Origin of the sequence: Collimonas fungivorans, assembly GCF_028292705.1 — a bacterium.
Classification (GTDB): Bacteria; Pseudomonadota; Gammaproteobacteria; order Burkholderiales; family Burkholderiaceae_D; genus Collimonas; species Collimonas fungivorans_B.
Window position 1 is genome coordinate 1 of the sequence record NZ_JAQGLV010000297.1, and the last position, 22,642, is coordinate 22,642.

General features: G+C 59.8%; 21 protein-coding genes. 5 read left to right on the forward strand and 16 right to left on the reverse strand.

Annotated elements, in window-relative coordinates:
* From JWQ61_RS16540 to JWQ61_RS16555, 4 genes are all read left to right on the forward strand, one after another.
* The coding region (locus JWQ61_RS16540) for an A24 family peptidase (RefSeq protein WP_304361492.1) at window positions 1–825 on the forward strand (825 nt) is incomplete at its 5' end.
* Between the two features lie 6 nt (window positions 826–831).
* Window positions 832–1,485, forward strand: coding sequence for a dephospho-CoA kinase (gene coaE, locus JWQ61_RS16545; protein WP_304361493.1), 654 nt, complete (start codon window positions 832–834; stop codon window positions 1,483–1,485).
* Between the two features lie 130 nt (window positions 1,486–1,615).
* Window positions 1,616–2,371, forward strand: a complete 756-nt coding sequence (gene zapD / locus JWQ61_RS16550) for a cell division protein ZapD (RefSeq protein ID WP_120234299.1) — start codon at window positions 1,616–1,618, stop codon at window positions 2,369–2,371.
* Between the two features lie 21 nt (window positions 2,372–2,392).
* Complete coding sequence (locus JWQ61_RS16555; RefSeq protein ID WP_304361494.1) at window positions 2,393–2,581, forward strand: DNA gyrase inhibitor YacG; 189 nt, start codon at window positions 2,393–2,395, stop codon at window positions 2,579–2,581.
* An 11-nt stretch (window positions 2,582–2,592) separates the two neighbouring features.
* Here JWQ61_RS16555 and mutT read toward each other — a convergent pair whose 3' ends face one another.
* The 5 genes from mutT to JWQ61_RS16580 form a co-directional block, all read right to left on the reverse strand.
* A complete protein-coding gene (gene mutT, locus JWQ61_RS16560; protein WP_304361495.1) occupies window positions 2,593–3,006 on the reverse strand; it encodes an 8-oxo-dGTP diphosphatase MutT in 414 nt (137 codons plus the stop codon).
* Complete coding sequence (locus tag JWQ61_RS16565; RefSeq protein ID WP_304361496.1) at window positions 3,003–3,878, reverse strand: ATP-binding protein; 876 nt, start codon at window positions 3,876–3,878, stop codon at window positions 3,003–3,005. Before JWQ61_RS16565 ends, mutT begins: the two co-directional genes overlap by 4 nt.
* 140 nt (window positions 3,879–4,018) lie before the next feature.
* Entirely contained in the window at window positions 4,019–5,257 is a 1,239-nt protein-coding gene (gene argJ, locus JWQ61_RS16570; protein WP_304361497.1) for a bifunctional glutamate N-acetyltransferase/amino-acid acetyltransferase ArgJ, read from the reverse strand.
* Between the two features lie 207 nt (window positions 5,258–5,464).
* On the reverse strand, window positions 5,465–8,224 hold the full coding sequence (secA, locus tag JWQ61_RS16575; RefSeq protein WP_304361498.1) for a preprotein translocase subunit SecA: 2,760 nt from the start codon (window positions 8,222–8,224) through the stop codon (window positions 5,465–5,467).
* Between the two features lie 202 nt (window positions 8,225–8,426).
* Entirely contained in the window at window positions 8,427–9,383 is a 957-nt protein-coding gene (locus JWQ61_RS16580; RefSeq protein WP_304361499.1) for a M23 family metallopeptidase, read from the reverse strand.
* 153 nt (window positions 9,384–9,536) lie between these two features.
* On the opposite strand from JWQ61_RS16580, the gene JWQ61_RS16585 reads away from it, so the two are divergent.
* Window positions 9,537–9,938 carry a hypothetical protein gene (locus tag JWQ61_RS16585; protein WP_236904444.1) on the forward strand — a complete coding sequence of 134 codons (402 nt, stop codon included), beginning with the start codon at window positions 9,537–9,539 and terminating at the stop codon, window positions 9,936–9,938.
* A 56-nt stretch (window positions 9,939–9,994) separates the two neighbouring features.
* Here the strand turns inward: JWQ61_RS16585 and lpxC are convergent, their stop codons facing one another.
* The 11 genes from lpxC to mraY form a co-directional block, all read right to left on the reverse strand.
* Window positions 9,995–10,930, reverse strand: a complete 936-nt coding sequence (gene lpxC, locus JWQ61_RS16590) for a UDP-3-O-acyl-N-acetylglucosamine deacetylase (RefSeq protein WP_304361500.1) — start codon at window positions 10,928–10,930, stop codon at window positions 9,995–9,997.
* 143 nt (window positions 10,931–11,073) lie between these two features.
* Window positions 11,074–11,580, reverse strand: a complete 507-nt coding sequence (locus JWQ61_RS16595; protein WP_304361501.1) for a peroxiredoxin — start codon at window positions 11,578–11,580, stop codon at window positions 11,074–11,076.
* A 232-nt stretch (window positions 11,581–11,812) separates the two neighbouring features.
* On the reverse strand, window positions 11,813–12,988 hold the full coding sequence (ftsZ, locus tag JWQ61_RS16600; RefSeq protein WP_014007911.1) for a cell division protein FtsZ: 1,176 nt from the start codon (window positions 12,986–12,988) through the stop codon (window positions 11,813–11,815).
* A 121-nt stretch (window positions 12,989–13,109) separates the two neighbouring features.
* A complete protein-coding gene (gene ftsA / locus JWQ61_RS16605; RefSeq protein WP_014007913.1) occupies window positions 13,110–14,342 on the reverse strand; it encodes a cell division protein FtsA in 1,233 nt (410 codons plus the stop codon).
* 10 nt (window positions 14,343–14,352) lie between these two features.
* Complete coding sequence (locus tag JWQ61_RS16610) at window positions 14,353–15,120, reverse strand: cell division protein FtsQ/DivIB (RefSeq protein WP_304361502.1); 768 nt, start codon at window positions 15,118–15,120, stop codon at window positions 14,353–14,355.
* 59 nt (window positions 15,121–15,179) lie between these two features.
* Window positions 15,180–16,166, reverse strand: a complete 987-nt coding sequence (locus JWQ61_RS16615; protein ID WP_304361503.1) for a D-alanine--D-alanine ligase — start codon at window positions 16,164–16,166, stop codon at window positions 15,180–15,182.
* A 26-nt stretch (window positions 16,167–16,192) separates the two neighbouring features.
* Entirely contained in the window at window positions 16,193–17,599 is a 1,407-nt protein-coding gene (gene murC, locus JWQ61_RS16620; protein ID WP_304361504.1) for a UDP-N-acetylmuramate--L-alanine ligase, read from the reverse strand.
* 9 nt (window positions 17,600–17,608) lie between these two features.
* Window positions 17,609–18,697, reverse strand: coding sequence for an undecaprenyldiphospho-muramoylpentapeptide beta-N-acetylglucosaminyltransferase (murG, locus tag JWQ61_RS16625; protein WP_304361505.1), 1,089 nt, complete (start codon window positions 18,695–18,697; stop codon window positions 17,609–17,611).
* Window positions 18,694–19,827 (reverse strand): putative lipid II flippase FtsW, encoded by a 1,134-nt coding sequence (gene ftsW, locus JWQ61_RS16630; RefSeq protein ID WP_236904701.1) that lies wholly within the window; start codon window positions 19,825–19,827, stop codon window positions 18,694–18,696. Before ftsW ends, murG begins: the two co-directional genes overlap by 4 nt.
* Window positions 19,828–19,925: 98 nt before the next feature.
* The gene (murD, locus tag JWQ61_RS16635) at window positions 19,926–21,452 is read right to left on the reverse strand and encodes a UDP-N-acetylmuramoyl-L-alanine--D-glutamate ligase (RefSeq protein WP_304361506.1); all 1,527 of its coding nucleotides are present in this window, start codon (window positions 21,450–21,452) and stop codon (window positions 19,926–19,928) included.
* Between the two features lie 20 nt (window positions 21,453–21,472).
* The gene (mraY, locus tag JWQ61_RS16640; protein WP_014007920.1) at window positions 21,473–22,642 is read right to left on the reverse strand and encodes a phospho-N-acetylmuramoyl-pentapeptide-transferase; all 1,170 of its coding nucleotides are present in this window, start codon (window positions 22,640–22,642) and stop codon (window positions 21,473–21,475) included.

The window sequence follows — 22,642 nt, forward strand, 5'->3', positions numbered from 1 at the left end:
CCCACCGTACTGGCAGCTGTTTTTGGATTGTTGATCGGCAGTTTCCTGAATGTAGTGATTCACAGGCTGCCGATCATGATGCAGCGCGAATCGGATAATTACGTCGCCCACGAAAGCGGCAAGCCGCTGCCGCACACCGAACGCTACAACTTGGTGGTGCCGCGCTCGGCCTGTCCGCAATGCAAACACCAGATCGGCGCGCTGGAGAATGTGCCGGTGCTGAGTTACCTGGCCTTGCGCGGCAAATGCGCAGCCTGCAAAACCCCCATCTCGATACGCTATCCCCTGGTCGAAGCACTGACCGGAGCGCTGTCGGCCCTGCTCATCTGGCACTTCGGCAGCGGCTGGGTCGGCCTGGCGACCCTGCTCTTCGTCTATCTGCTGATCGCGATGACATTTATCGACGCCGATACCCAATTGCTGCCCGACGACCTGACCTTGCCGCTGCTCTGGATAGGCCTGCTGCTGAACCTGTCCGGCCTGTTCGTGCCCTTGCAAGACGCCGTGATCGGCGCCGCGGCCGGTTACCTGAGCCTGTGGGCGATTTACTGGGCATTCAAACTGCTGACCGGCAAGGAAGGCATGGGCTACGGCGATTTCAAGCTGCTGGCGGCGCTCGGCGCCTGGCTGGGCTGGAAGATGCTGCCCATCATCATCCTGTTTTCATCATTGGTGGGCGCGGTAGTCGGGATCATATTGATCGTTTTTGCCCGCCGCGGACGCGACAAACCCATCCCCTTCGGCCCCTACCTGGCCGCTGCCGGCCTGCTGGCCCTGCTCTACGGCCAAACAATTCTGGAAACTTATTTCGGTTTTGCTACCTAATACCGTATGAACCAGCACGATGCGGCTAATCACGACCAGCCAGCGCAAGGCAAGCCCAGATTCAGCGTCGGCCTGACCGGCGGGATCGGCAGCGGCAAGAGCACCGTCGCCGACATGTTTGCCGAGCGCGGCGCCGCTGTCATCGACACCGATGTCATCGCCCATCAGCTGACGGCGCCGGACGGCGCCGCCATCGCCCCGCTGGCCGCCGAATTCGGCAGCGCCTTCATCGACGCCAGCGGCGCCATGGACCGGGCCAGGATGCGTGCCCATGTATTCTCGGACCCGCAGGCAAAACAGCGCCTGGAAGCTATCCTGCATCCCCTGATCCGGGCCGAAACCGCCCGCGCGGCGCAGCATGTCCAAGGTTTGTACCTGATCTTTGTCGTACCACTGCTGATCGAATCCGGCAACTGGAGAGAACGGGTACAGCGCATACTGGTCGTGGATTGCGACGAGCAGATCCAGCTGGAACGCGTGATGCAGCGCAATGCAATGACGCCGTCTCAAGTACGGGCCATCATGGCAACCCAAGCCTCCAGGCAGCAACGCCTGCAAGCCGCCGACGATGTGATTGTCAATGATGGTGAGCCCGCGGCGCTATTGCCGCAAGTGACGCGATTACACGCGCTATATGAAACATTGAGCCGATCGTTATAATGGTATAAAGCTTTATATATCAGACAGAAAGCCTGTCGCTCAATGTTAAAAATAGAGGGGCATTTGTAATTTCTGTTCGCATCGTTCAGAATCATGTCTTATCCGGCTCAAATTTTTAAGGGATGTCACTTTGATCGTCTACGAATATCCTTTCAACGAGCGCATTCGCACCATGTTGCGGCTGGAAGACCTGCATGAAAGATTCGGCTTTTTCGTGCAGCAGGAAAGCCCGCTGCAACACCATATCGCGCTGTCCACCATTTTCGAAATGCTGGAGGTTGCCGGACGCGCCGATCTGAAGTCGGATTTGCTGCAAGAACTGGAACGACAAAAACAAACCCTGCTCGGCTTTAAATCCAACCCCAACGTCGCGCCCGACATGCTGGACGCCATCCTGCAGGAGATAGACAGGATCAGCACGGCGCTGATGGCGACCCAGGGCAAGACCGGCCAGCACATCCGCGATAATGAATGGCTGATGAGTATCCGCGGCCGCACCATCATTCCCGGCGGCGCCTGTGAATTCGACCTGCCTTCCTACTATGCCTGGCAACAGCACCCCGCCGAACAGCGGTTTGCCGATATCGTCGGCTGGTTCGCGCCGCTGGCGCCATTGTTCGACGCTATCAGCATCGTATTGCGATTACTGCGAGAAACCGGAAGTTCGGTAAAGATAGACGCACAAAACGGCAGTTATCAGCAAATGCTGCAAGGAAAGTCTTACCAGATGCTGCGTCTGATCATCGATGAGCAACTGGCGGCGATTCCTGAAATATCCGCCAACAAGTACATGCTGTGGGTGCGCTTTACCACCCAGGGCGGCGACCTGAAGCCAAAAGCGTATGAGGGCGACGTGCCGTTCGAGCTGACTCTTTGTAATTTTTAAATGTTTTTTGAATAGATTTGTATGACTACTACCGTCGATTGCCCGACTTGCGGCATAAAAGTTGAATGGATTGCCGCCAACCGGTTCCGGCCGTTTTGCTCCGAGCGCTGCAAGCAGATCGACCTGGGCGCCTGGGCCGAAGAGAAATATGCGATTCCGGCGGTCAATCCGCCCGATGAAATCGATGACGACGGCAAGCTGCCGCAATAGCTCGAGCGAGATTAAACGCTTTCTCGGCGCAATTCGTCCAGCCATTCAATCAAGGGAATCGCCGCCGGCAACAGAGGCTCTACGCCGACGCTGCCTTGCCACGAAAAAGCCTGCCCTTCCAGGCTTTGCGGCTCACCTTGCCATTCGCGGCTGATGTAGAAATGCAGGCGCACACGCGCATGCGGATAATGATGCTCAATCCCGCACCAGGGCTCGGCGGAAGCAATTTCAACCCCCAGCTCCTCCATCAGCTCACGCTTGAGCGCGTCGAAAATCGACTCGCCCAACTCGACTTTCCCTCCCGGGAATTCCCAATAACCAGCCATGGGCTTACCTTCTGGTCGCTGGCCAAGCAACACATCGCCATTCGGCTTCATCAGGATGCCCACGGCTACATTGACCGGCTCCCGCTCAGGAAGGCTCATGGCTGGGTCATCCGGCCAGCGTAATCGCGAGCAAACTGCCATGCCACCCGGCCCGAACGCGAGGCCCGTTGCAGGGCCCAGCGCAAGGCATCGCCGCGCGCTTCGGCAATCTGCTCGGCATTGCAGCCGAAATGGCTGAGCCAATGGCCGACGATGTCCAGGTAATCGTCTTGCTTGAACGGATAAAACGACACCCACAGTCCGAAGCGCTCTGAAAGTGAAATCTTTTCTTCGACGGTTTCCCCCGGATGCAAATCGCCGTCCTCGGTGGTTTTATAGCTGGCATTGTCGGACATCCGCTCCGGCAGCAGATGGCGCCGGTTGGAAGTGGCGTAAATCAGCACATTGTCCGATTGCGCCGCGATGCTGCCGTCGAGCGCCACTTTGAGCGCCTTGTAACCGCTTTCGCCCTCTTCGAACGAAAGGTCGTCGCAAAAAATGATGAAGCGTTCCGGCCGCTCCGCCACCAGGTCGACAATATCCGGCAACGCCGCCAAATCGTCCTTATCTACTTCGATCAGGCGCAAACCCTGGGGAGCATACTGGTTCAGGCAAGCTTTGATCAGGGACGACTTGCCGGTGCCGCGGGCACCGGTCAGCAGCACATTGTTGGCCGGCCGGCCATCGACGAACTGGCGCGTATTCTGGTCGATCTGCTGCTTCTGCACTTCGATATTGTGCAGGTCCGACAGCGCAATATCCGAAATATGGCCGACCGCCTGCAGGTAACCGCCGGCAGATCCGCCGCGATGGCGCCAGCGAAAAGCGGTCGCCGTCTGCCAGTCGGGAGCAGCCTTGGCCTGCGGCAGGATGGATTCAAGCCGGGCCAGGAGGGCTTCGGCGCGGATCAAGAACTGGTCTAATTGAGTCATGGCTGGTTCGGTGACAAATGGGATTTCCCCATTCTGACGCAAAGCAAAACGCTGCTGGGTGAATATTATTTGTCAAAGTAAATTCGCCGCCGTGGCCGACAACCGGCCTCGGACAGCATTTTTCTCAGGATATTATCGGCTCAGGAGCGATAGTCAGCATTGATCGAGACATAGTCATGCGATAAATCGCAAGTCCAGACAGTCGCATCGGCATCGCCGCGCGCCAGTTGCACCCGCACCGTGATCTCGCTCTGCTTCATGACGCGCTGGCCTTCGGCTTCCTGGTATTCCGGGTTGCGGCCGCCGTTTTTTGCCACCAGGACGTCATCCAGGTACAGGTCCAGCTTGCTGACGTCCAGGTCATCGACGCCAGCGTAACCGATTGCCGCCAGGATGCGACCCAGGTTCGGATCGGAAGCGAAGAAAGCCGTCTTGACCAGCGGCGAGTGGGCGATCGAATAAGCGATCTTGCGGCATTCTGCAACGTTCTGTCCCTGTTCCACGGTGATCGTGATGAACTTGGTGGCGCCTTCGCCGTCGCGTATGATCATTTGCGCCAGATGCCGGGAAATATCGGTGACGGCGGCCGCCAGCTCCGCATATTCCGGACTGTCGACGCTGCTCACTTCCAGTTCACCGGCGCCGGTGGCGATCAGCATGAACGAGTCGTTGGTCGAGGTATCGCCGTCGATGGTGATGCAGTTGAACGAACGGTCGGCGGCCTGGCGCACCATGTGCTCCAGCACCGGCTGCGCCACTTTCGCATCGATCGCCAGGAAACCGAGCATGGTTGCCATGTTCGGCTTGATCATGCCGGCGCCCTTGCTGATGCCGGACAGCGTCACCGTTTTGCCGGCGATGACCAGGCTGCGTGAAGCAGCCTTTGGCTGGGTATCGGTGGTCATGATAGCCTCGGCGGCATTGAACCAGTTGTCGCTTTGCAGGTTCTGTATTGCCTGCGGCAAACCGGCAGTGACGCGCTCCACCGGCAGCGGCTCCAGGATGACGCCAGTCGAAAACGGCAAGATCTGTGCCGCATGGCAGCCCAGCAGCTCGGCCAGCGCATCACAAGTGGCATTGGCGGCCGCCAGGCCGGCTTCGCCGGTGCCGGCGTTGGCGTTGCCGGTATTGATCAGCAGCGCGCGGATAGGCTCGCCGGAAATCTCGGCGGCCGCCAGGTGTGCTTTGCTGACCTGCACCGGAGCGGCGCAAAAGCGGTTTTGCGTGAACACCCCGGCTACCGTCGCCGTCGACGCCAGCTTCATCACCAGCAAATCCTTGCGATTCGCCTTGCGTACGCCGGCTTCAGCATGGCCAAGCTCGATGCCCGCCACAGGCAGCAGGTCGGCGGCGACAGGAATGGGGGAATTGACGGCCATGAGAATCCTTAACTAGGTATAGATGTTGGCGGCGCTGGTTTGCCGAGATTAATGGGTGGTTCGCCCGGTCCAGCAGACCGGCAGCTGATCCAGGTGCTTATTTTAAGGGGTATTAAGGCGTATGCGCAGACCATGTGTGCATCTGCCGCAACAAAAGCAAAGGGCGGGTTTCCCCGCCCTGCTTTAGCTGTTGCCTGCCATTGCCGGTTACATCAGCTGGCCGTGGCACTGCTTGTATTTCTTGCCGCTGCCGCAAGGGCAAGGATCGTTACGGCCGACCTTCGGCACGCTGCTGCCCGGCTGCTGCGATTCATCGCTGTGCGCGGTCGGCGCCAGCAAGGCTTCCGGCGCGGCGTTCGAATCAAAGTCGGCGTGCTGGTAGTGCACGTTTTCCACATGGGACTGCGCCATTTCTTCTTCGGCAGCAGCAATTTCCTCGCGGTTTTCGATACGCACCGTCATCACCACCTTGACCACTTCATTCTTGATCAGGTCCAGCATCTGGCCAAACAGTTCGAACGCTTCGCGCTTGTATTCCTGCTTCGGATTCTTCTGGGCGTAGCCGCGCAGGTGGATCCCCTGGCGCAGATGGTCGAGCGCCGCCAGATGTTCGCGCCAGTGGCTGTCGACGCTTTGCAGCATGACGCTGCGCTCGAAGCCGGCGAACGATTCCTTGCCGACGATTTCGGTCTTGGCGTCATAGGTAACGTTGGCGGCAGTCAGCACACGCTCCAGCAGATCCTCGTCGGTCAGGTTCGGTTCCGATTTCAGCATCTCGCCCAGCGGTACTTCCAGGTGCAGGTCGTTGGCCAGGGCCGTTTCCAGCGCCGGGATATTCCATTGCTCTTCAAGCGACTCTTCCGGCACATAGGTGCGGAAAGTGTCGTCCAGCACGCCTTCGCGCAGCGACGCCACCGTCTCGGACACGCCTTGCGATTCCAGCAACTCGTTGCGCTGCTGATAGATCACCTTGCGCTGGTCGTTGGCGACATCGTCATATTCCAGCAGCTGCTTGCGGATATCGAAGTTGCGCGCCTCGACCTTGCGCTGTGCCGATTCGATCGACCGCGACACAATGCCGGCCTCGATCGGCTCGCCTTCCGGCATTTTCAGCCGGTCCATGATGGCGCGCACGCGGTCGCCGGCAAAAATGCGCAGCAAGGCGTCGTCCAGCGACAGGTAGAAACGCGAAGAACCCGGATCACCCTGGCGCGCGGCACGGCCGCGCAACTGGTTATCCACCCGGCGCGATTCATGGCGCTCGGTGCCGATGATATGCAAGCCGCCGGCATTGACCACGTGGTCATGCAGCGATTGCCATTCATCGCCCAGCTTGTCGGAGCGCAGTTGTTTTTCGGTGTCGCTGAGCGACTCGTCAGCTTCGATGAACTGGATCTGCTTCTCGACATTCCCACCCAGTACGATGTCAGTACCGCGCCCCGCCATGTTGGTGGCGATAGTGATCGCTTGCGGACGGCCTGCCTGCGCGATGATTTCCGCTTCGCGCGCATGCTGCTTGGCGTTCAGCACGTTGTGCGGCAGCTTGGCCTTGGTCAGGATCGAGGACAGCAGCTCCGAGTTTTCGATCGAGGTGGTGCCCACCAGCACCGGTTGCCCACGCTCGTAGCAATCCTGGATATCCTTCAGCATCGCATTGTATTTTTCCTGCGAAGTCTTGTAGACCTGGTCTTGCCGGTCCTTGCGCTGGTTCGGCCGGTTTTGCGGGATCACCACGGTTTCCAGGCCGTAGATTTCCTGGAATTCGTAAGCTTCGGTATCGGCGGTGCCGGTCATGCCGGCGAGTTTGCCGTACATGCGGAAATAGTTCTGGAAAGTGATCGAGGCCAGAGTCTGGTTCTCGTTCTGGATCTTGACGCCTTCCTTGGCTTCCACCGCCTGGTGCAAGCCGTCCGACCAGCGGCGGCCGGTCATCATGCGGCCGGTGAATTCGTCGACGATGACAATTTCGCCGCCCTGCACCACATAGTGCTGGTCCTTGAAGTATAGCGAGTGCGCGCGCAGCGCGGCGTACAGGTGATGGATCAGGCTGATGTTGGCGGCGTCGTACAGGGAAGCGCCTTCGGCCAGCAAGCCCATGTCAGTGAGGATCTGCTCGGCCTTTTCATGGCCGGCTTCGGTCAGCAGCACCTGGTGCGCTTTTTCATCCTTGGTGTAATCGCCGGGCACTTCAACCTTGCCCTTGCCGTCCGGCGTTTCTTCGCCAACCTGCTGGATCAGCAGCGGCGGCACTTCATTGATCTTGTAATACAGGTCGGTGTGATTTTCAGCCTGGCCGGAAATGATCAGCGGCGTCCGCGCTTCATCGATCAGGATCGAGTCGACTTCATCGACGATGGCGAAATTCAGGGTGCGCTGCACGCGGTCGGCAGCGTCGTACACCATGTTGTCGCGCAGATAATCGAAACCGAATTCGTTGTTGGTGCCGTAGGTGATGTCAGCGCCGTAAGCCACCTGCTTGGCGTCGTGCTCCACCGACGACAGGTTGACCCCGGTCGTCAGGCCCAGCCAGCTATACAAACGTCCCATCCACTCGGCATCGCGCTGCGCCAGGTAGTCATTGACGGTCACCACGTGCACGCCCTTGCCGGACAGCGCATTCAGGTAAGCCGGCAGGGTCGCCATCAGCGTCTTGCCCTCGCCTGTGCCCATTTCGGCGATTTTCCCGTAATGCAACACCATGCCGCCGATCAGCTGCACGTCGAAATGGCGCATTTTCAAGACCCGCTTGCCGGCCTCGCGGCAAACCGCGAACGCTTCCGGCAGCAAGGCGTCGAGCTTTTCGCCGTCGGCTATGCGCTGCTTGAGCTCCGGCGTTTTCGCCTGCAGCTCGGCATCGGACAGTTTTTCGAACGCCGGTTCAAGTGCATTAATTTGTCGGACGACTTTTTTATATTGCTTAAGCAGGCGCTGGTTGCGGCTACCGAAAATCTGGGTCAGTAATGACATGCTTGGATTCTAAAAAAAGCGCCGGCGGCATTCCGTGGCATCTTGTGGATGGCCCCGAAACCGGGCTGTGGCTAAATAAATAATCGGAGAATTTTATCATGCAGTCCCCGACACATTGGGGTTATGCACCAGGAAACAATAGCAAGTTGCGCAAATTGTGCCCGGCATCCGGCCTATCCTGCTTGCATTACAACAACATTCATTACTTCCCGGCCAATGTTGCCATCTTGGCCAGGTCGGTGCCGGCGTTCAGGAACTTGCGCGGATCCTGCGCCACACCCTTGATTCTTACTTCGAAATGCAGGTGCGGTCCGGTCGAACGCCCGGTAGTGCCGATATCGGCGATATGCTGGCCGCGCTGCACGATGTCGCCCACTTTGACAAACAGCCTGGAGGCATGGGCGTAGCGGGTGATGATGTCGTTGCCGTGATCGATATCGAGCATGTTGCCGTATTGCGGATGATATTCGGCCGCGATTACCACGCCGGCCGCCGCGGCGACGATGTTGGTGCCGACCGAGGCTGGAAAATCCAGTCCTTCATGAAATGCGCTGCGGCCGGTGAACGGATCGAGCCGCCAGCCGAAGCTGGAGGAATTGTAGTTGACGTTGACCGGCTGGTTGGTCGGCAGCAGCTTGGACTTGATGCGATCGCTCATGAGTACGGTTTCGACCACATTCAGGTAGTCGGTGCGAAAACCGACGTCGCGCGACATGGCGTCCAGCGCTTGCTGGAATTCGCTCATGCTCATGTCGTGCGAGCGCCGGTCGTACAGGCTGCTCGATTCGGCGCCGCCGCGTCCCGGCGCTTCCTTGAAATTGAATTCTTCCGGCTTGACCCCGGCCAGGCCCTGGACCCGCTCACCCAAGGCATCCAGACGCATCAGCTGCGCCTGCATTTCACCGAGCTTGATGGCCATCGCCGCCAGGTTTTCCTTCAGGTACTTGTCTTTATCCTGTACTCCTCCGGCGACAGCGTTGCCGGCGGCCTTGCCCGCAAACGGCAGGCCGACCGCGTAACGAGCGGTGAGAAAATACAATAATCCGGTCGCCAGCAATACCGCCAGTAAAAAACCGACGATCATCAGGGTGATGTGCTTGGCGCCTAAGGTGATGGATTTTGCGCGATTAAAACGCGGGTGCAGCAGAATTACCTGCATGGCAGCTCCTGTGACGCCCTGAGTGGGTCACAGGTGTGATATGGTTTCACCATCATGCGTAGACTCTCACCTTCTTCTTACCGGCCAGCGACAACGGGTTCCAGGCCTCAGACTCAAAAAGCCGTTGCCGATTTTTTACGGGGAAATGACAAGATGGCGGCTTTGCTGCCCGCTGTCACACGCATGGCAGCGCTGCAAAAACAATGCGCCGCCGAATTGCCTGCCATGTTCAGTACCTGCGAAGTATTGCAATGCGAAGCCGGGCAGCTGGTGCTGTCAGCTCCCAATGCAGCTCTGGCAAGCAAATTGAAGCAGCAACTGCCACGCCTGCAAAACCAATTGCTGGCAGGAAATTGGCAGATTAATGCAATCCGAATCAAAGTGCAAGTAAGCCAAAACCTAATGAAAGCGCCTGCTGTCAAGCAGGCACTACTTTCATCCAAAGCTGTATCGGCATTCTCTTCGCTGATGGAAGAACTGGAACCATCGGCTGCCAACGAAGCACTGAAAAATGCTATCGCAGCGATGGTCAGGCGCTATAGCGATAAAAAATAAATCGCTGCAGGCGGGGACAAACGCCATCTTGTAAAAATGGCATTATACACAAACAGCTAGTTGAGAGCCCACTCTTGCCCGACCTGGCGCTGATAAGCGCCGGGCGCTTCGGTCAACTCGTCGAAACTGACTACTTCATAGGCATCCGGCTGGGCCAGCAAAGCGCGCAGCAACTGGTTGTTCAGGCCGTGGCCCGACTTGTGGGCGGTGTAGCTGGCCAGCAGCGGATGGCCGATCAGGTACAGGTCGCCGATGGCGTCCAGGATCTTGTGGCGGACAAACTCGTTTTCATAACGCAAGCCGTCGCTGTTAAGGATGCGGTACTCATCCATCACGATGGCGTTTTCCAGCGAACCGCCGCGCGCCAGTCCCAGGCCGCGCATGGTTTCCACATCCTGCATGAAACCGAAAGTGCGCGCGCGCGCCACTTCCTTCACATACGACTGGATGCTGAAATCGACTTCCGCGGTCTGGCCGGTGCCATCCACCGCAGGGTGGTTGAATTCGATAAAGAACTTCAGCTTGAAACCGTTGCATGGATCGAGCCGCGCCCACTTCTCGCGGTCGCCTTCGCCTTCACGCACTTCGACGGATTTTTTGATGCGCACGAATTTCTTGGCGGCGTTTTGCTCTTCCAGCCCCGCTTGCTGCAGCAGGAACACGAACGACGACGCCGAGCCATCCATGATGGGAATTTCCTCGGCAGTCACGTCGACATACAGGTTATCTATGCCCAGCCCCGAGCAGGCCGACATCAGATGCTCGATGGTGGAAACCCGCACGCCGTCCTTGACCAGCACCGAGGCCATGCGTGTGTCGCCGACTTCGGTGGCCCTGGCCGGGAAATCGACGGCAGGATCGATATCGATACGCCGGAAAACGATGCCGGTATCCACTGCTGCCGGACGCAAAGTCAGCTCGACCTTGGTGCCGGAATGGACGCCAATGCCTGTCGTCTTGACAATTCTTTTGATAGTGCGCTGTTTCAACATGATGACATTATAAGTCTGACTGATAATTATTCTGTAACGATGTGTAGTTATTGTGGGGTAAAAAACACGCCAGGATGTTTCCTGCCCCGGAACTGAAAAACGGCGCCGTTGGCGCCGCCTTCTTTACCGACAATGACTAGCTTTTAGGCCAGTTGCGCCAGCAGGGTTTCCGCATTGGACACTTCGAACTTGCCGCCCTGCTCCACGTTCAGCTGCTTGACCACGCCGTCGTCGAGCAGCGCCGAAAAACGTTGCGAACGCACGCCCATGCCGAACTTGCCGAAATCGGCGTCCAGGCCCAGCGCCTTGACGAAATCGGCATTGCCGTCAGCCAGCAAACGCACGATGCCGGTGGCTTTCTGGTCACGGCCCCAGGCGCCCATGACGAATGCATCGTTGACGGAAACCGCCCAGATTTCATCGACGCCCTTGGCCTTGAATTCCGCCGCGTGCTGGATGTAGCCAGGCAGATGCTTGGCGGAGCAGGTCGGCGTGAAAGCGCCCGGCACGGCGAACAAGGCGATTTTCTTGCCCTTGACCAGGTCGCTGACATTGAACGAATTTGGTCCGAGCGAGCAGCCTTCGGTCTCGGTTTCGATGAATTCTGCTAATTTGCCTTCCGGCAGGCGATCGCCGATCTTGATAGTCATGACTAAGTCCTTGTCTAGGTGTGGATGCCCTGAAGCCCATGGCGCAACGCTATGGCGCGCGCCGGTATTCCAGAGGCACGGAATGTTGGCGGATGCTACAAAAGAAAACGCCGCGCCTTTCGACGCGGCGTTGAACCCGCAGTATGCCCTGTTCCGCACTTTCATGCAGAATGCCGGCGATGATAGCGAGTATCGGCACCCGCCATCACCATTGGGACAAAAGAGCCCTGGCTTAGTCGGCTTGCTTGCGCAGGAAAGCCGGAATGTCGTAGGTTTCCATGCCGTTCTTTTCCAAAGCCCGCACCGTGTCGGAAGCCGACTCGCGACGCCATACCGCCGGCGCCTTCATGCCTTCGAACGACGAGCTGCCATGTCCCACGGACGCCTGGCCGTGCATCATCGGCTCGTTGTGGGTGCCGGTACGCATCATCGGCGCCTGCACCAGCTGCACGGCCTTGCGCGCACGGCCCAGGCCGGTCGCCACCACGGTGACGCGGATATCGTCGCCCATGGTTTCGTCGTAGGCGATGCCTTGGGCAATCGAAGCGTCCGGCGCCGCAAACGCACGCACGGTCGCCATGACTTCCTTGATTTCCTTGCCCTTCAGGCTGCGGCTGGCAGTGACGTTGACCAGCACCCCGCGGGCGCCGGACAGATCGATGCCATCCAGCAGCGGCGAGGCAACCGCCTGCTCGGCCGCCAGGCGTGCGCGATCGACGCCGGATGCGGTAGCGGTTCCCATCATGGCCTTGCCCTGTTCGCCCATGATGGTCTTGACGTCATTGAAGTCGACGTTGATGTGGCCCGGCACATTGATGATTTCGGCGATCCCGGCGACGGCGTTGTTGAGGACGTCGTCGGCGTGCTGCAGCCATTCCATCATGCTGTCGTCTTCATAAATCTCTTCGAGCTTCTCGTTGAGAATGATGATCAGCGAATCAACATGCTGGGACAGCGCTTCCAGGCCCTCATCGGCGATGTCCATGCACTTCTGGCCTTCGTAGGAGAACGGCTTGGACACCACCGCCACCGTCAGCGCGCCCAGTTCCTTGGCGATCTGCGCCACCACCGGCGCAGCGCCGGTGCCGGTGCCGCCGCCCATGCCGGCAGCGATGAACACCATGTGCGCGCCGCGCAATGCGTCTTCGATCCGGCCGCGCGATTCCTCGGCCAGCTGACGACCCACCGACGGCTTCATGCCCGCGCCCAGGCCGGTCTCGCCGATCTGGATCACGTTATGCGCCTTCGATTGCTTGAGCGCCTGCGCATCGGTGTTGGCGGCGATGAACTCCACTCCTGACACACCCTTGTTGATCATATGTTGGACCGCATTGCCGCCGGCGCCACCGACGCCGACAACTTTAATCACGGTGCCCAAAGTTGCATTGTCAAGCATATCGATTTCCATGATATTTCCTCATAAAGATGCAGCATTCAGTCAATAGGCATCACGCGGTGTGAGGCCTAGCAACTGACAACTGCGTGTTGCACAAACAACGTTAAAAACAAATTTCGTAAACTAAAAAAAGCTAGAAATTACCCAGGAACCATTCCTTCATGCGCTGCCAGATCGCTTTCGCCGACCCTTCCTGGCGTGTCACGATATAGCCGCGCAGGTATTGCTTCTTCGCTTCCAGCAGCAGGCCCAGCACAGTCGAATAACGCGGGCTACGCACCACGTCGGCCAGCTGGCCGCGGTAGTCCGGCGTTCCCAGCCGTGCAGGCTTGAGGAAAATATCCTCCGCCAGCTCGATCATGCCGGGCATCATGGCCGAGCCGCCGGTCAGCACCACTCCGCTCGACAACACCTCTTCGTAACCCGACTCGCGCACCACCTGGTGCACCAGCGCAAACAGCTCTTCGACCCGCGGCTCGATCACCGCCGCCAATGCCTGGCGCGACAGGGTGCGCGGATTGCGGTCGCCCAGCCCTGGCACTTCCAGCGTCTCGCCCGGATCGGCCAGGATCTGCTTGGCCACGCCGTAGCGCAGTTTGATTTCTTCCGCCTCGTTGGTCGGCGTACGCAGCGCCATCGCGATGTCGTTGGTGATCTGGTCGCCGGCAATCGGGATCACCGCGGTATGCCGGATCGCGCCTTCGGTGAACACCGCAACGTCGGTGGTGCCGCCGCCGATATCAACCAGCACCACACCCAGCTCTTTCTCGTCGGGCGTCAGCACCGCATCGGCCGAGGCCATCGGCTGCAAGATCAGGTCCGACACTTCCAGGCCGCAGCGGCGGATGCACTTGACGATGTTCTGCACCGCCGACACCGCGCCGGTCACGATGTGCACCTTGACTTCCAGTCGGATGCCGCTCATGCCGATTGGTTCACGCACATCTTCCTGGCTGTCCACAATAAATTCCTGCGGCACCGTATGCAGCAACTGCTGGTCGGTAGGAATGTTGACCGCCTTCGCCGTTTCTATAACGCGCGAGACGTCGGCCGCGCTGACTTCCTTGTCCTTGATCGCCACCATGCCGCTGGAATTGAAGCTGCGGATATGGCTGCCTGCGATCCCGGTGTAGACGTTGCGGATCTTGCAGTCGGCCATCAGCTCCGCTTCTTCCAGCGCACGCTGGATGGACTCGACAGTGGCCTCGATGTTCACCACCACGCCTTTTTTCAGCCCCTTGGACTCAGCCTGGCCCAAGCCGATGACTTCATGGCGCCCGTCGGACAATACCTCGGCTACCACGGCCACCACCTTGGAGGTGCCGATGTCGAGACCGACGATCAGGTTTTTTGCGTCTTTTGTCATAGTGTTTCGCTTATTTTTTCTTGCTTCCCAATCCGGTCGACAAGCCACTCGCCTTCAGCGCCAAGCCATTCGGATACCGCATATCTACACTCTCAATCCGGTTCTGCAAACGCGACAGCAGCTGCGGATAAATCTGCACCAGCCGCTCAACACGATCTTTCAGCGTGCTCTTGTCTTGCTCACGCCCCAACTCCACCGTCATGCCGTTGTCCAGTTTCACGGTCCACGCATAACGGCTCGACAAATCCACCTCTACCGGGTTCAGCTTCAACGGCGCAAACCATGCCCGAAAATCCGCCAGCCGCGCCGTGACGTCTTTCTCGCTGCCTTTCGGACCTGACAAGCGCAGCAGTTCGCCGTCTTCCTCCGCCTCGTCCAGGTTGGCGGTAAATAAATCGCCATACACCGACAGCAGGCGGCCGTCATCGTCCCAGGTGGCCAACGGCTGATGCTCTTCAATCGTCACGATCAGCGTGTTCGGCCATTCGCGCTGCACCGCCGCCTTGCGCACCCACGGCACCGATTCGAATGCGCTGCGCACCGTATCCAGGTTAGCCGTGAAAAAGTTGCCCTTGATGCGCGGCAGCGCGCTGGCGCGGACGATCAACGGATTGACGCGCCGCAGCTCGCTCTGCCCCGCACCTTCGATCCTGATCGTCTTCAGCGTAAACATCGGACGCTGCGCCAGCCACCAGACGCCCGACGCCAACAATGCGAGCGCAGCCAGTCCCAGCAGGGTGCCGGAAATCGCGTTCAACATTTTGATGTCTTGCCACATGGTTATCGACTTTATCGCTTGGATCGTTAAGGTTTTCTATTCAGGTTTTTCCACCCGGATCAGTCCGGTTTCCAGTCTGTCGACGGCTTCAGGTCCAGCGAGGCCGACTTCAGTATTTCCACACACAGGTCTTCGTAGCTCACACCGTCCGCCTTGGCCGCCATCGGCACCAGCGAATGGCCGGTCATGCCTGGCGAAGTGTTGATCTCCAGCAGGAACGGTTCGTTGTCGGAAGAGCGCAGCATGAAATCGACCCGCGCCCAGCCTTCGCATCCCAGTGCATTGAAAGCCTGCACCGCCAGCGACTGTATGCGCTGCGTCAGCGCCTCATCCAGGGGCGCCGGACACAGATACTTGGTGTCGTCGGTAAAATATTTATGCTGATAGTCGTAATTGCCTTCCGGTGCACGAATCTCGACGATAGGCAAAGCCCGCGCATTGCGGCCGGCGCCCAGCACCGGCACCGTCAGCTCGCGGCCGGTGACAAATTCTTCCGCCAGTACTTTCTCATCGAATTTGGCGCACAAGGCAAAACCTTCGCTCATGTCCGAATAGCCGACCACCTTGCTGATGCCGATAGTCGATCCTTCATGCGGCGCTTTCAGCATCAATGGCAAACCCAGCACATCCGGCACCTGGCGCAGTTCTTCGCGGGTTGCGCTGTGCGAATCCAGTACGATAAAACGCGGCGTCGGCAAACCCATGCTTTGCCAGATGCGCTTGGTCATGACCTTGTCCATGGCAATCGCCGACGCCATCACGCCCGGTCCTGTATAAGGAATGCCGAGCTGCTCCAGCGCGCCCTGCAAAGTCCCGTCTTCGCCGTAGCGGCCATGCAGGGCGATGAACACGCGGTCGAATTTCTCCGCCGCCAGTTCGGCCAGGCTGCGCTCGCGCGTATCAAACAGATAGGCGTCAACGCCATGGCTTTTCAATGCCTTCAGCACGCCGTTGCCGGACATGATGGAAACTTCGCGCTCGGCCGAACGGCCGCCGAACAGCACTCCGACTTTGCCGAATTGATGACCTGTCTTTTTTTTGCTCATCGTTTCACTCATCGCTGTACTCATGACTATTGCTCTACCAATTGCGCCAGTTTGCCGGGCACGCCGCTGATCGAGCCGGCACCCATCGTCATCACTACATCGCCGTCGCGCACCAGGTTCAGGACTGACGCCGGCATGTCGTTGATGTCTTCCACAAACACCAGTTCGGCCATGCCCGCCACCCGCAACGCATGCGCCAGGGCGCGTCCGTCGGCGGCAATGATCGGCGCTTCGCCGGCGGCATACACTTCCGCCAGCACCAGCACATCCACCGTCGACAATACTTTTACGAAATCTTCAAACAGGTCGCGGGTACGGGTGTAGCGGTGCGGCTGGAATACCAGCACCAGGCGCCGTCCGGGATAAGCGCCGCGCGCTGCCGAAATCGTCGCCGCGGTTTCCACCGGGTGATGGCCATAGTCGTCGACCAGGGCGAATTCGCCGTTTGGCTTGCCGGCGGCGTCATGCAACTTGATTTCGCCGTAGCGCGTGAAGCGGCGGCCGACGCCGTTGAATTCGATCAGCGCTTGCTGGATCGCCGCATCCGCAACCCCCAACTCACGTGCAATCGCAATCGCGGCGCAAGCGTTCTGGACGTTGTGCATGCCCGGCTGGTTCAGGCTGATCGGCATCGCCACATAACCTTTCTGGATCACGGTGAACTGCATGTGGCCGGCTACCGCCTTGGCGTCGATCGCGCGCACGTCGGCGTCCGCATGGAAACCGTAGGTGGTGATCAGCTTGGAAATCTGCGGCATGATTTCACGTACGTTGGCGTCGTCCATGCACAGCACCGCGACGCCGTAAAACGGCAGGCGCTGCGTAAACTCGACAAAAGCCTGCTTCAGCTTGCCGAAATCATGGTCATAGGTATCCATGTGGTCGGCATCGATGTTGGTGATCACTTCGATCACCGGCGACAGGTTCAGGAACGACGCATCCGATTCATCGGCCTCGGCCACGATGAAGTCGCCCGAACCCAGCTTGGCGTTGGCGCCAGCGCTGGTCAGACGGCCGCCGATGACGAAAGTCGGATCCAGGCCGCCCTGCGCCAGCACGCTCGCCACCAGGCTAGTGGTTGTCGTCTTGCCATGGGTGCCGGCAATCGCGATGCCGCGCTTCAGGCGCATCAGTTCCGCCAGCATGACCGCGCGCGGCACGATCGGAATGTGCTTCTCGCGCGCAGCGACCACTTCCGGATTGTCCGCCTGCACCGCGGTCGATGTGACGATCGCGTGCGCCTGCTCGATATTCGCGGCAGCATGGCCGCGGCTGACTTTGGCGCCAAGGCTGACCAGGCGACGGGTCGCGGCGTTATCGCCAAGATCGGAACCGGAAATCGTATAGCCGAGATTGAGCAGCACCTCCGCGATGCCGCTCATGCCACTACCGCCGATACCGACGAAATGTATGTTTTTTACTTTATGCTTCATGGTCTTTACTCATTGCGCACCTGCCAATTCTTCGAGGACCTGCGCGATCGCCTGGTTGGCGTCGCGCCGGCCGTTTTCATATGCTGCCTGCGCCATCGTCTGGCAGTCCTGGCGCGAGATCCGCGTCAGCAACTCGGCCAGGCGCTCTTTGCTCAAGTCTGTCTGCGGCAAATGAATCGCCGCTTTCTGGGTTGCCATCCAGCGTGCATTGTCGCGCTGGTGCGAAGTGGTCGACGCCACCAGCGGCACCAGCACGCTGGCGACGCCGGCCGCTGTCAGTTCCGAAATCGTGATCGCGCCGGCGCGGCAAATCACCAGGTCGGCGTCGGCATAACGGCGCGGCATGTCGTCGATGAACGCCACTACCTCCGCTGTCACGCCAGCGGCAGCATAAGCGCTGCGCAAGGCATCGATATGCTGCTTGCCGGACTGATGCGTGATGCTGGGACGCAGGTCGACCGGAATCAAGGCCAGCGCCGCCGGCAAACAATCGTTGAGCGCCTTCGCGCCCAGGCTGCCGCCCACCACCAGCAAGCGCAAAGGACCGATGCGGCCGCCGTAACGCTCGGCCGGCAATGGCAGCGCCAGGATTTCCTTGCGCACCGGGTTGCCGGTGACCAGCGCCTTGCTTGCGGCTTTGCCAAAATCCGCCGGGAATCCGAACAGCACCCGTTGCGCCAGCGGCGTCAGGGTCTTGTTCGACAACAGCAACGCCGCGTCGGCGTTCACCAGCACCAGCGGCACGCCGCGCAAGCGCGCCATCGCTCCGCCCGGCACCGTCACGTAACCGCCCATGCCCAGCACCACATCGGCCTGGCGCCGGCCCAGGATGCGGAAACAGGCGGGGAAACTGGCCAGCAAGCGCCAGGCGCCGCGCAAGGTATGCGCCAGGCCTTTGCCGCGCAGGCCGGAGAAGGTGATCTGGTCCATCTCGATGCCGTGCTGCGGCACCAGGTCGCGCTCCATGCCGTGGGTAGTCCCCAGCCAGCTGACTTGCCAGCCGCGCGCACGCATGGTGTCGGCAATCGCCAGGCCGGGAAATATGTGGCCGCCGGTGCCTGCCGCCATGATCAATAGACGTTTTGTGCTGAGGCTCATGCCCGTCCCCCGCGCATCAGAACCCGGTTTTCGTAATCGATGCGCAGCAAGATCGCCAGGCCGACGCAATTGATCAGCACCCCGGAGCCGCCGTAGCTCATCAGCGGCAAGGTCAAGCCCTTGGTCGGCAGCAAACCCAGGTTGACGCCCATGTTGATGAAAGTCTGCACGCCGATCCAGATCCCTATGCCCTTGGCCGTCAAGCCGGCAAAAGTCTGGTCCATGGCGATCGCCTGGCGGCCGATTTCAAAAGAGCGCTTGATGATCCAGTAAAACAGCATGACCACCACCAGCACGCCGGCAAATCCCAGTTCTTCGCCGATCACCGCCAGCAGGAAGTCGGTATGCGCTTCCGGCAGGTAATGCAGTTTCTCGACGCTGGCGCCGAGGCCGACGCCGAACAGTTCGCCGCGGCCGAAGGCGATCAGCGAATGCGACAGCTGATAGGCCTTGCCCAGAGCATTTTCTTCTGCCCACGGATTCAGGTAAGCGAAGATCCGCTCGCGCCGCCATGGCGACAGCCAGATCACCAGAGTGAACATGCCGGCCAGCATGGCGCCTATGCCGCCGAACCAGACGCCGTTGATCCCGCCCAGGAACAGGATGCCCATCGCAATGCAGACGATCACGCCGAGCGCGCCGAGATCCGGCTCCAGCATCAGCAGCAGGCCAACCAGCCCGACCGCGGCGGTCATCGGCAGGAATCCCTTGGTCAGCTTGTGCATCACTTCCTGCTTGCGCACCGTATAGTTGGCGGCGTACAGGACAATGAACAGCTTCATCAATTCCGACGGCTGCAGGTTGAATACGCGGAACGACAGCCAGCGCTTGGCGCCGTTGACGCCGCGCCCCAGGCCCGGCACCAGCACCATCGCCAGCAAGATCAGGGTAATCACGAACAGGTACGGCGCCCAGCGCTGCCAGGTGGCGATCGGGATGCGGAAGGTCACCAGCCCGGCCAGCAGCGAAACGCCGATGAAAATCGCCTGCCGCACCAGGAAATGGCCGTTGGTATAGTTCGAATACTTGGGCGAATCCGGCAGCGCGATCGAGGCCGAATACACCATCACCAGGCCGAACAGCATCAACAGCACGACCACCCACACCAGCGGCTGGTCGTACTCCATCATTTTCGAACGCTGGACGCCGGGTTTCTGGCTGTCGAGCGTGCGCGGCCGCGACGGCGCTTGATCCGTCGGCTTGCCTGAAAATGATGGGAAGGCGAATTTCATAGCCCAACCTCGCCGCGCGACAAAGCCAGCTCACGTACGGCATCGACGAATACTTGCGCGCGATGGGCGTAATTACGGAACATGTCGAAACTGGCGCAAGCCGGCGACAGCAATACCGCATCGCCCGCATGCGCCAATTCGGCGGCGCGCGTCACCGCCTCTCCCAGCGTGGCGCAATCCACCATGGCGATACCTGCCGCCTGTTTTTCGACCGCGGCGCGGATCACCGGCGCATCGCGGCCAATCAGCAGCAACGCGCGGCCGTAGGTGGCCAGCGGCGCCGCCAGCGGGGCAAAATCCTGTCCCTTGCCGTCGCCGCCGGCGATCAGCAGCAGGCGGCTGGCATTACCGTCACCATCACAGCCGCGCCCCAGGCCGTTCAAAGCCGCCACCGTGGCGCCGACATTGGTGCCTTTGCTGTCATCGTAATATTCGACGCCGCCGATCGTCGTCACCAGTTCGACCCGGTGCGGCTCGCCGTGATACTCGCGCAAGCCGTGCAGCAACGGCGCAAAAGGCAGGTCGATGGCGCGGCACAAGGCCAGCGCGGCCAGCGCGTTGGCGGCATTGTGGCGGCCACGGATCCGCAGCGCGTCGGCCGGCATCAGGTGTTTTACTGAAACCGGCAGCAAGGCCAGTTGTTCCTTCTTGCTGCGCCGCTTTTCGACACGTTCCTCTTCGTCGCCCGGCACCGCCACCGACAGCCACTGCATGCCGTTGTCGCTCACCAGGCCGAAACAGTCGCCGTCCAGCGGCTCGTCGAAACCGAAACTGATGCTGTTGGCGTTGTTGAACTGCATCGTCAATGGATCGTCGCGATTCAGCACCCGTATCGTATCGGCGCTGAAAATGCGCGCCTTGTCGGCCACATAGGATTCCATGTCGCCGTGCCAGTCCAGGTGGTCCTGGGTGATGTTCAGGATGGTTGCAGCATCGGCGTGCAGGTTGCAGGTGGCATGCAGCTGGAAGCTGGACAGTTCCAGCACCCAGACCTGTGGCAAGGCGTCTTTTTCCAGCGCGCTGCGCAAGACATCCAGCGCCGCCGGGCTGATATTGCCGGCCACCTGCACCGTCAGGCCGGCGCGCTCGCACAGCAGGCCGGTCAGGCTGGTGACCGTGGTCTTGCCGTTGGTGCCGGTGATGGCAATCACCTTCGGCGTATACGAACGGCTCTCGCGCAATGCCGCCAGGGCTTGCGCAAATACTTCGATTTCACCCCATACCGGGATGTTGCGGTCAGTCGCCGCCGACAGGATTTCCTTCAGCTCGCCGGTAGGCGCCAGGCCCGGGCTGGTGACAGCGAAGTCGATGCCGTCCAGCAGGTCGACGGCAAAACCGCCTTCTGCGCCGGAGGCGACGAATTCCACCGCCGGAATTGCCTGTTGCAGCAGCGGCAGGCGTTCCGGTGCGCTGCGGGTATCCGCCACGCGCAGCGTCGCACCGCAGTGCGCCAGCCACAATGCGGATGCCAGGCCCGATTCTCCGAGCCCTAATACCAGAACATGTTTACCCGTGTAATCCATTACCGCCGCTTACCTTCCGCTTACCTGAGCTTCAGAGTTGAAAGTCCAAACAGCACCAGCATCATCGAGATGATCCAGAAACGCACCACAACCTGCGTTTCCTTCCAGCCTTTTTGTTCATAGTGATGGTGCAGAGGCGCCATCAGCAATACCCGGCGGCCGACGCCGAAACGCTTTTTCGTGTACTTGAAATAGATTACCTGCAACATCACCGACAAAGTCTCTACAACAAAAATACCGCCCATAATGAACAGCACGATTTCCTGGCGCACGATCACCGCCACGGTGCCGAGCGCGCCGCCCAAGGCCAGCGCGCCGACATCGCCCATGAAGACCTGGGCTGGATAGGCGTTGTACCAAAGGAAGGCAAGTCCGGCGCCGGCCATCGCGCCGCAGAAAATCAGCAGTTCGCCCGCGCCCGGGATATGCGGGATCAGCAGGTATTTGGCGAAAGTCACGTTACCGGTCAGATAGGCGAACAAACCCAGCGCAGCCCCTACCATCACGGTCGGCATGATCGCCAGGCCGTCCAGGCCGTCGGTCAGGTTGACTGCATTGCTGGTGCCGACGATGACGAAATAAGTCAGGGCCATGAAACCCCAGACCCCCAGCGGATAGCTGATGGTCTTGAAAAACGGCACGATCAGGTCGGCCTTGGGCGGCAAGTCCAGGCTGAAACCGGACTCGACCCAAGCCACAAACAGATCCCAGACCTGGGTATTGTTCGGCGCCGACACCGAGAACGCCAGGTAGATCGCCGCCACCACGCCGATCACGGATTGCCAGAAATATTTTTCGCGCGAACGCATGCCGTTCGGATCCTTGTAGACCACCTTGCGGTAATCGTCGACCCAGCCGATGGTGCCGAAACCCAGCGTCACTACCAGCACGATCCAGACAAAACGGTTGCCCAGGTCGCTCCACAGCAAGGTCGAGATGCCGATCGCAATCAAGATCAGTACGCCGCCCATGGTTGGCGTACCGGATTTGATCAAGTGCGTTTGCGGACCGTCGGTGCGCACTGCCTGCCCGACCTTCAGGCGCGCCAGCATGCGGATCACGCCAGGTCCTGCGATCAGGCCGATCATCAACGCCGTCAACGTCGCGAACACGGCGCGAAAGGTGATGAAGTTGAAGACGCGCAGGAAACTGAAATCCTGCTGAAAATTTTGTGCCAGCCATAGCAGCAT

Bases quoted from the DNA above. Each gene is read 5' to 3' on its own strand.
- JWQ61_RS16565 (WP_304361496.1), bottom strand. From the start codon at position 3,878: ATGACTCAATTAGACCAGTTCTTGATCCGCGCCGAAGCCCTCCTGGCC.
- murD (WP_304361506.1), bottom strand. From the start codon at position 21,452: ATGGATTACACGGGTAAACATGTTCTGGTATTAGGGCTCGGAGAATCG.
- argJ (WP_304361497.1), bottom strand. From the start codon at position 5,257: ATGGCCGTCAATTCCCCCATTCCTGTCGCCGCCGACCTGCTGCCTGTG.
- ftsW (WP_236904701.1), bottom strand. From the start codon at position 19,827: ATGATGGAGTACGACCAGCCGCTGGTGTGGGTGGTCGTGCTGTTGATG.
- murG (WP_304361505.1), bottom strand. From the start codon at position 18,697: ATGAGCCTCAGCACAAAACGTCTATTGATCATGGCGGCAGGCACCGGC.
- JWQ61_RS16585 (WP_236904444.1), top strand. From the start codon at position 9,537: ATGGCGGCTTTGCTGCCCGCTGTCACACGCATGGCAGCGCTGCAAAAA.
- murC (WP_304361504.1), bottom strand. From the start codon at position 17,599: ATGAAGCATAAAGTAAAAAACATACATTTCGTCGGTATCGGCGGTAGT.
- coaE (WP_304361493.1), top strand. From the start codon at position 832: ATGAACCAGCACGATGCGGCTAATCACGACCAGCCAGCGCAAGGCAAG.
- JWQ61_RS16615 (WP_304361503.1), bottom strand. From the start codon at position 16,166: ATGAGCAAAAAAAAGACAGGTCATCAATTCGGCAAAGTCGGAGTGCTG.
- ftsA (WP_014007913.1), bottom strand. From the start codon at position 14,342: ATGACAAAAGACGCAAAAAACCTGATCGTCGGTCTCGACATCGGCACC.
- JWQ61_RS16610 (WP_304361502.1), bottom strand. From the start codon at position 15,120: ATGTGGCAAGACATCAAAATGTTGAACGCGATTTCCGGCACCCTGCTG.
- ftsZ (WP_014007911.1), bottom strand. From the start codon at position 12,988: ATGGAAATCGATATGCTTGACAATGCAACTTTGGGCACCGTGATTAAA.
- secA (WP_304361498.1), bottom strand. From the start codon at position 8,224: ATGTCATTACTGACCCAGATTTTCGGTAGCCGCAACCAGCGCCTGCTT.
- JWQ61_RS16580 (WP_304361499.1), bottom strand. From the start codon at position 9,383: ATGCAGGTAATTCTGCTGCACCCGCGTTTTAATCGCGCAAAATCCATC.
- mraY (WP_014007920.1), bottom strand. From the start codon at position 22,642: ATGCTGCTATGGCTGGCACAAAATTTTCAGCAGGATTTCAGTTTCCTG.
- JWQ61_RS16595 (WP_304361501.1), bottom strand. From the start codon at position 11,580: ATGACTATCAAGATCGGCGATCGCCTGCCGGAAGGCAAATTAGCAGAA.
- JWQ61_RS16555 (WP_304361494.1), top strand. From the start codon at position 2,393: ATGACTACTACCGTCGATTGCCCGACTTGCGGCATAAAAGTTGAATGG.
- mutT (WP_304361495.1), bottom strand. From the start codon at position 3,006: ATGAGCCTTCCTGAGCGGGAGCCGGTCAATGTAGCCGTGGGCATCCTG.
- lpxC (WP_304361500.1), bottom strand. From the start codon at position 10,930: ATGTTGAAACAGCGCACTATCAAAAGAATTGTCAAGACGACAGGCATT.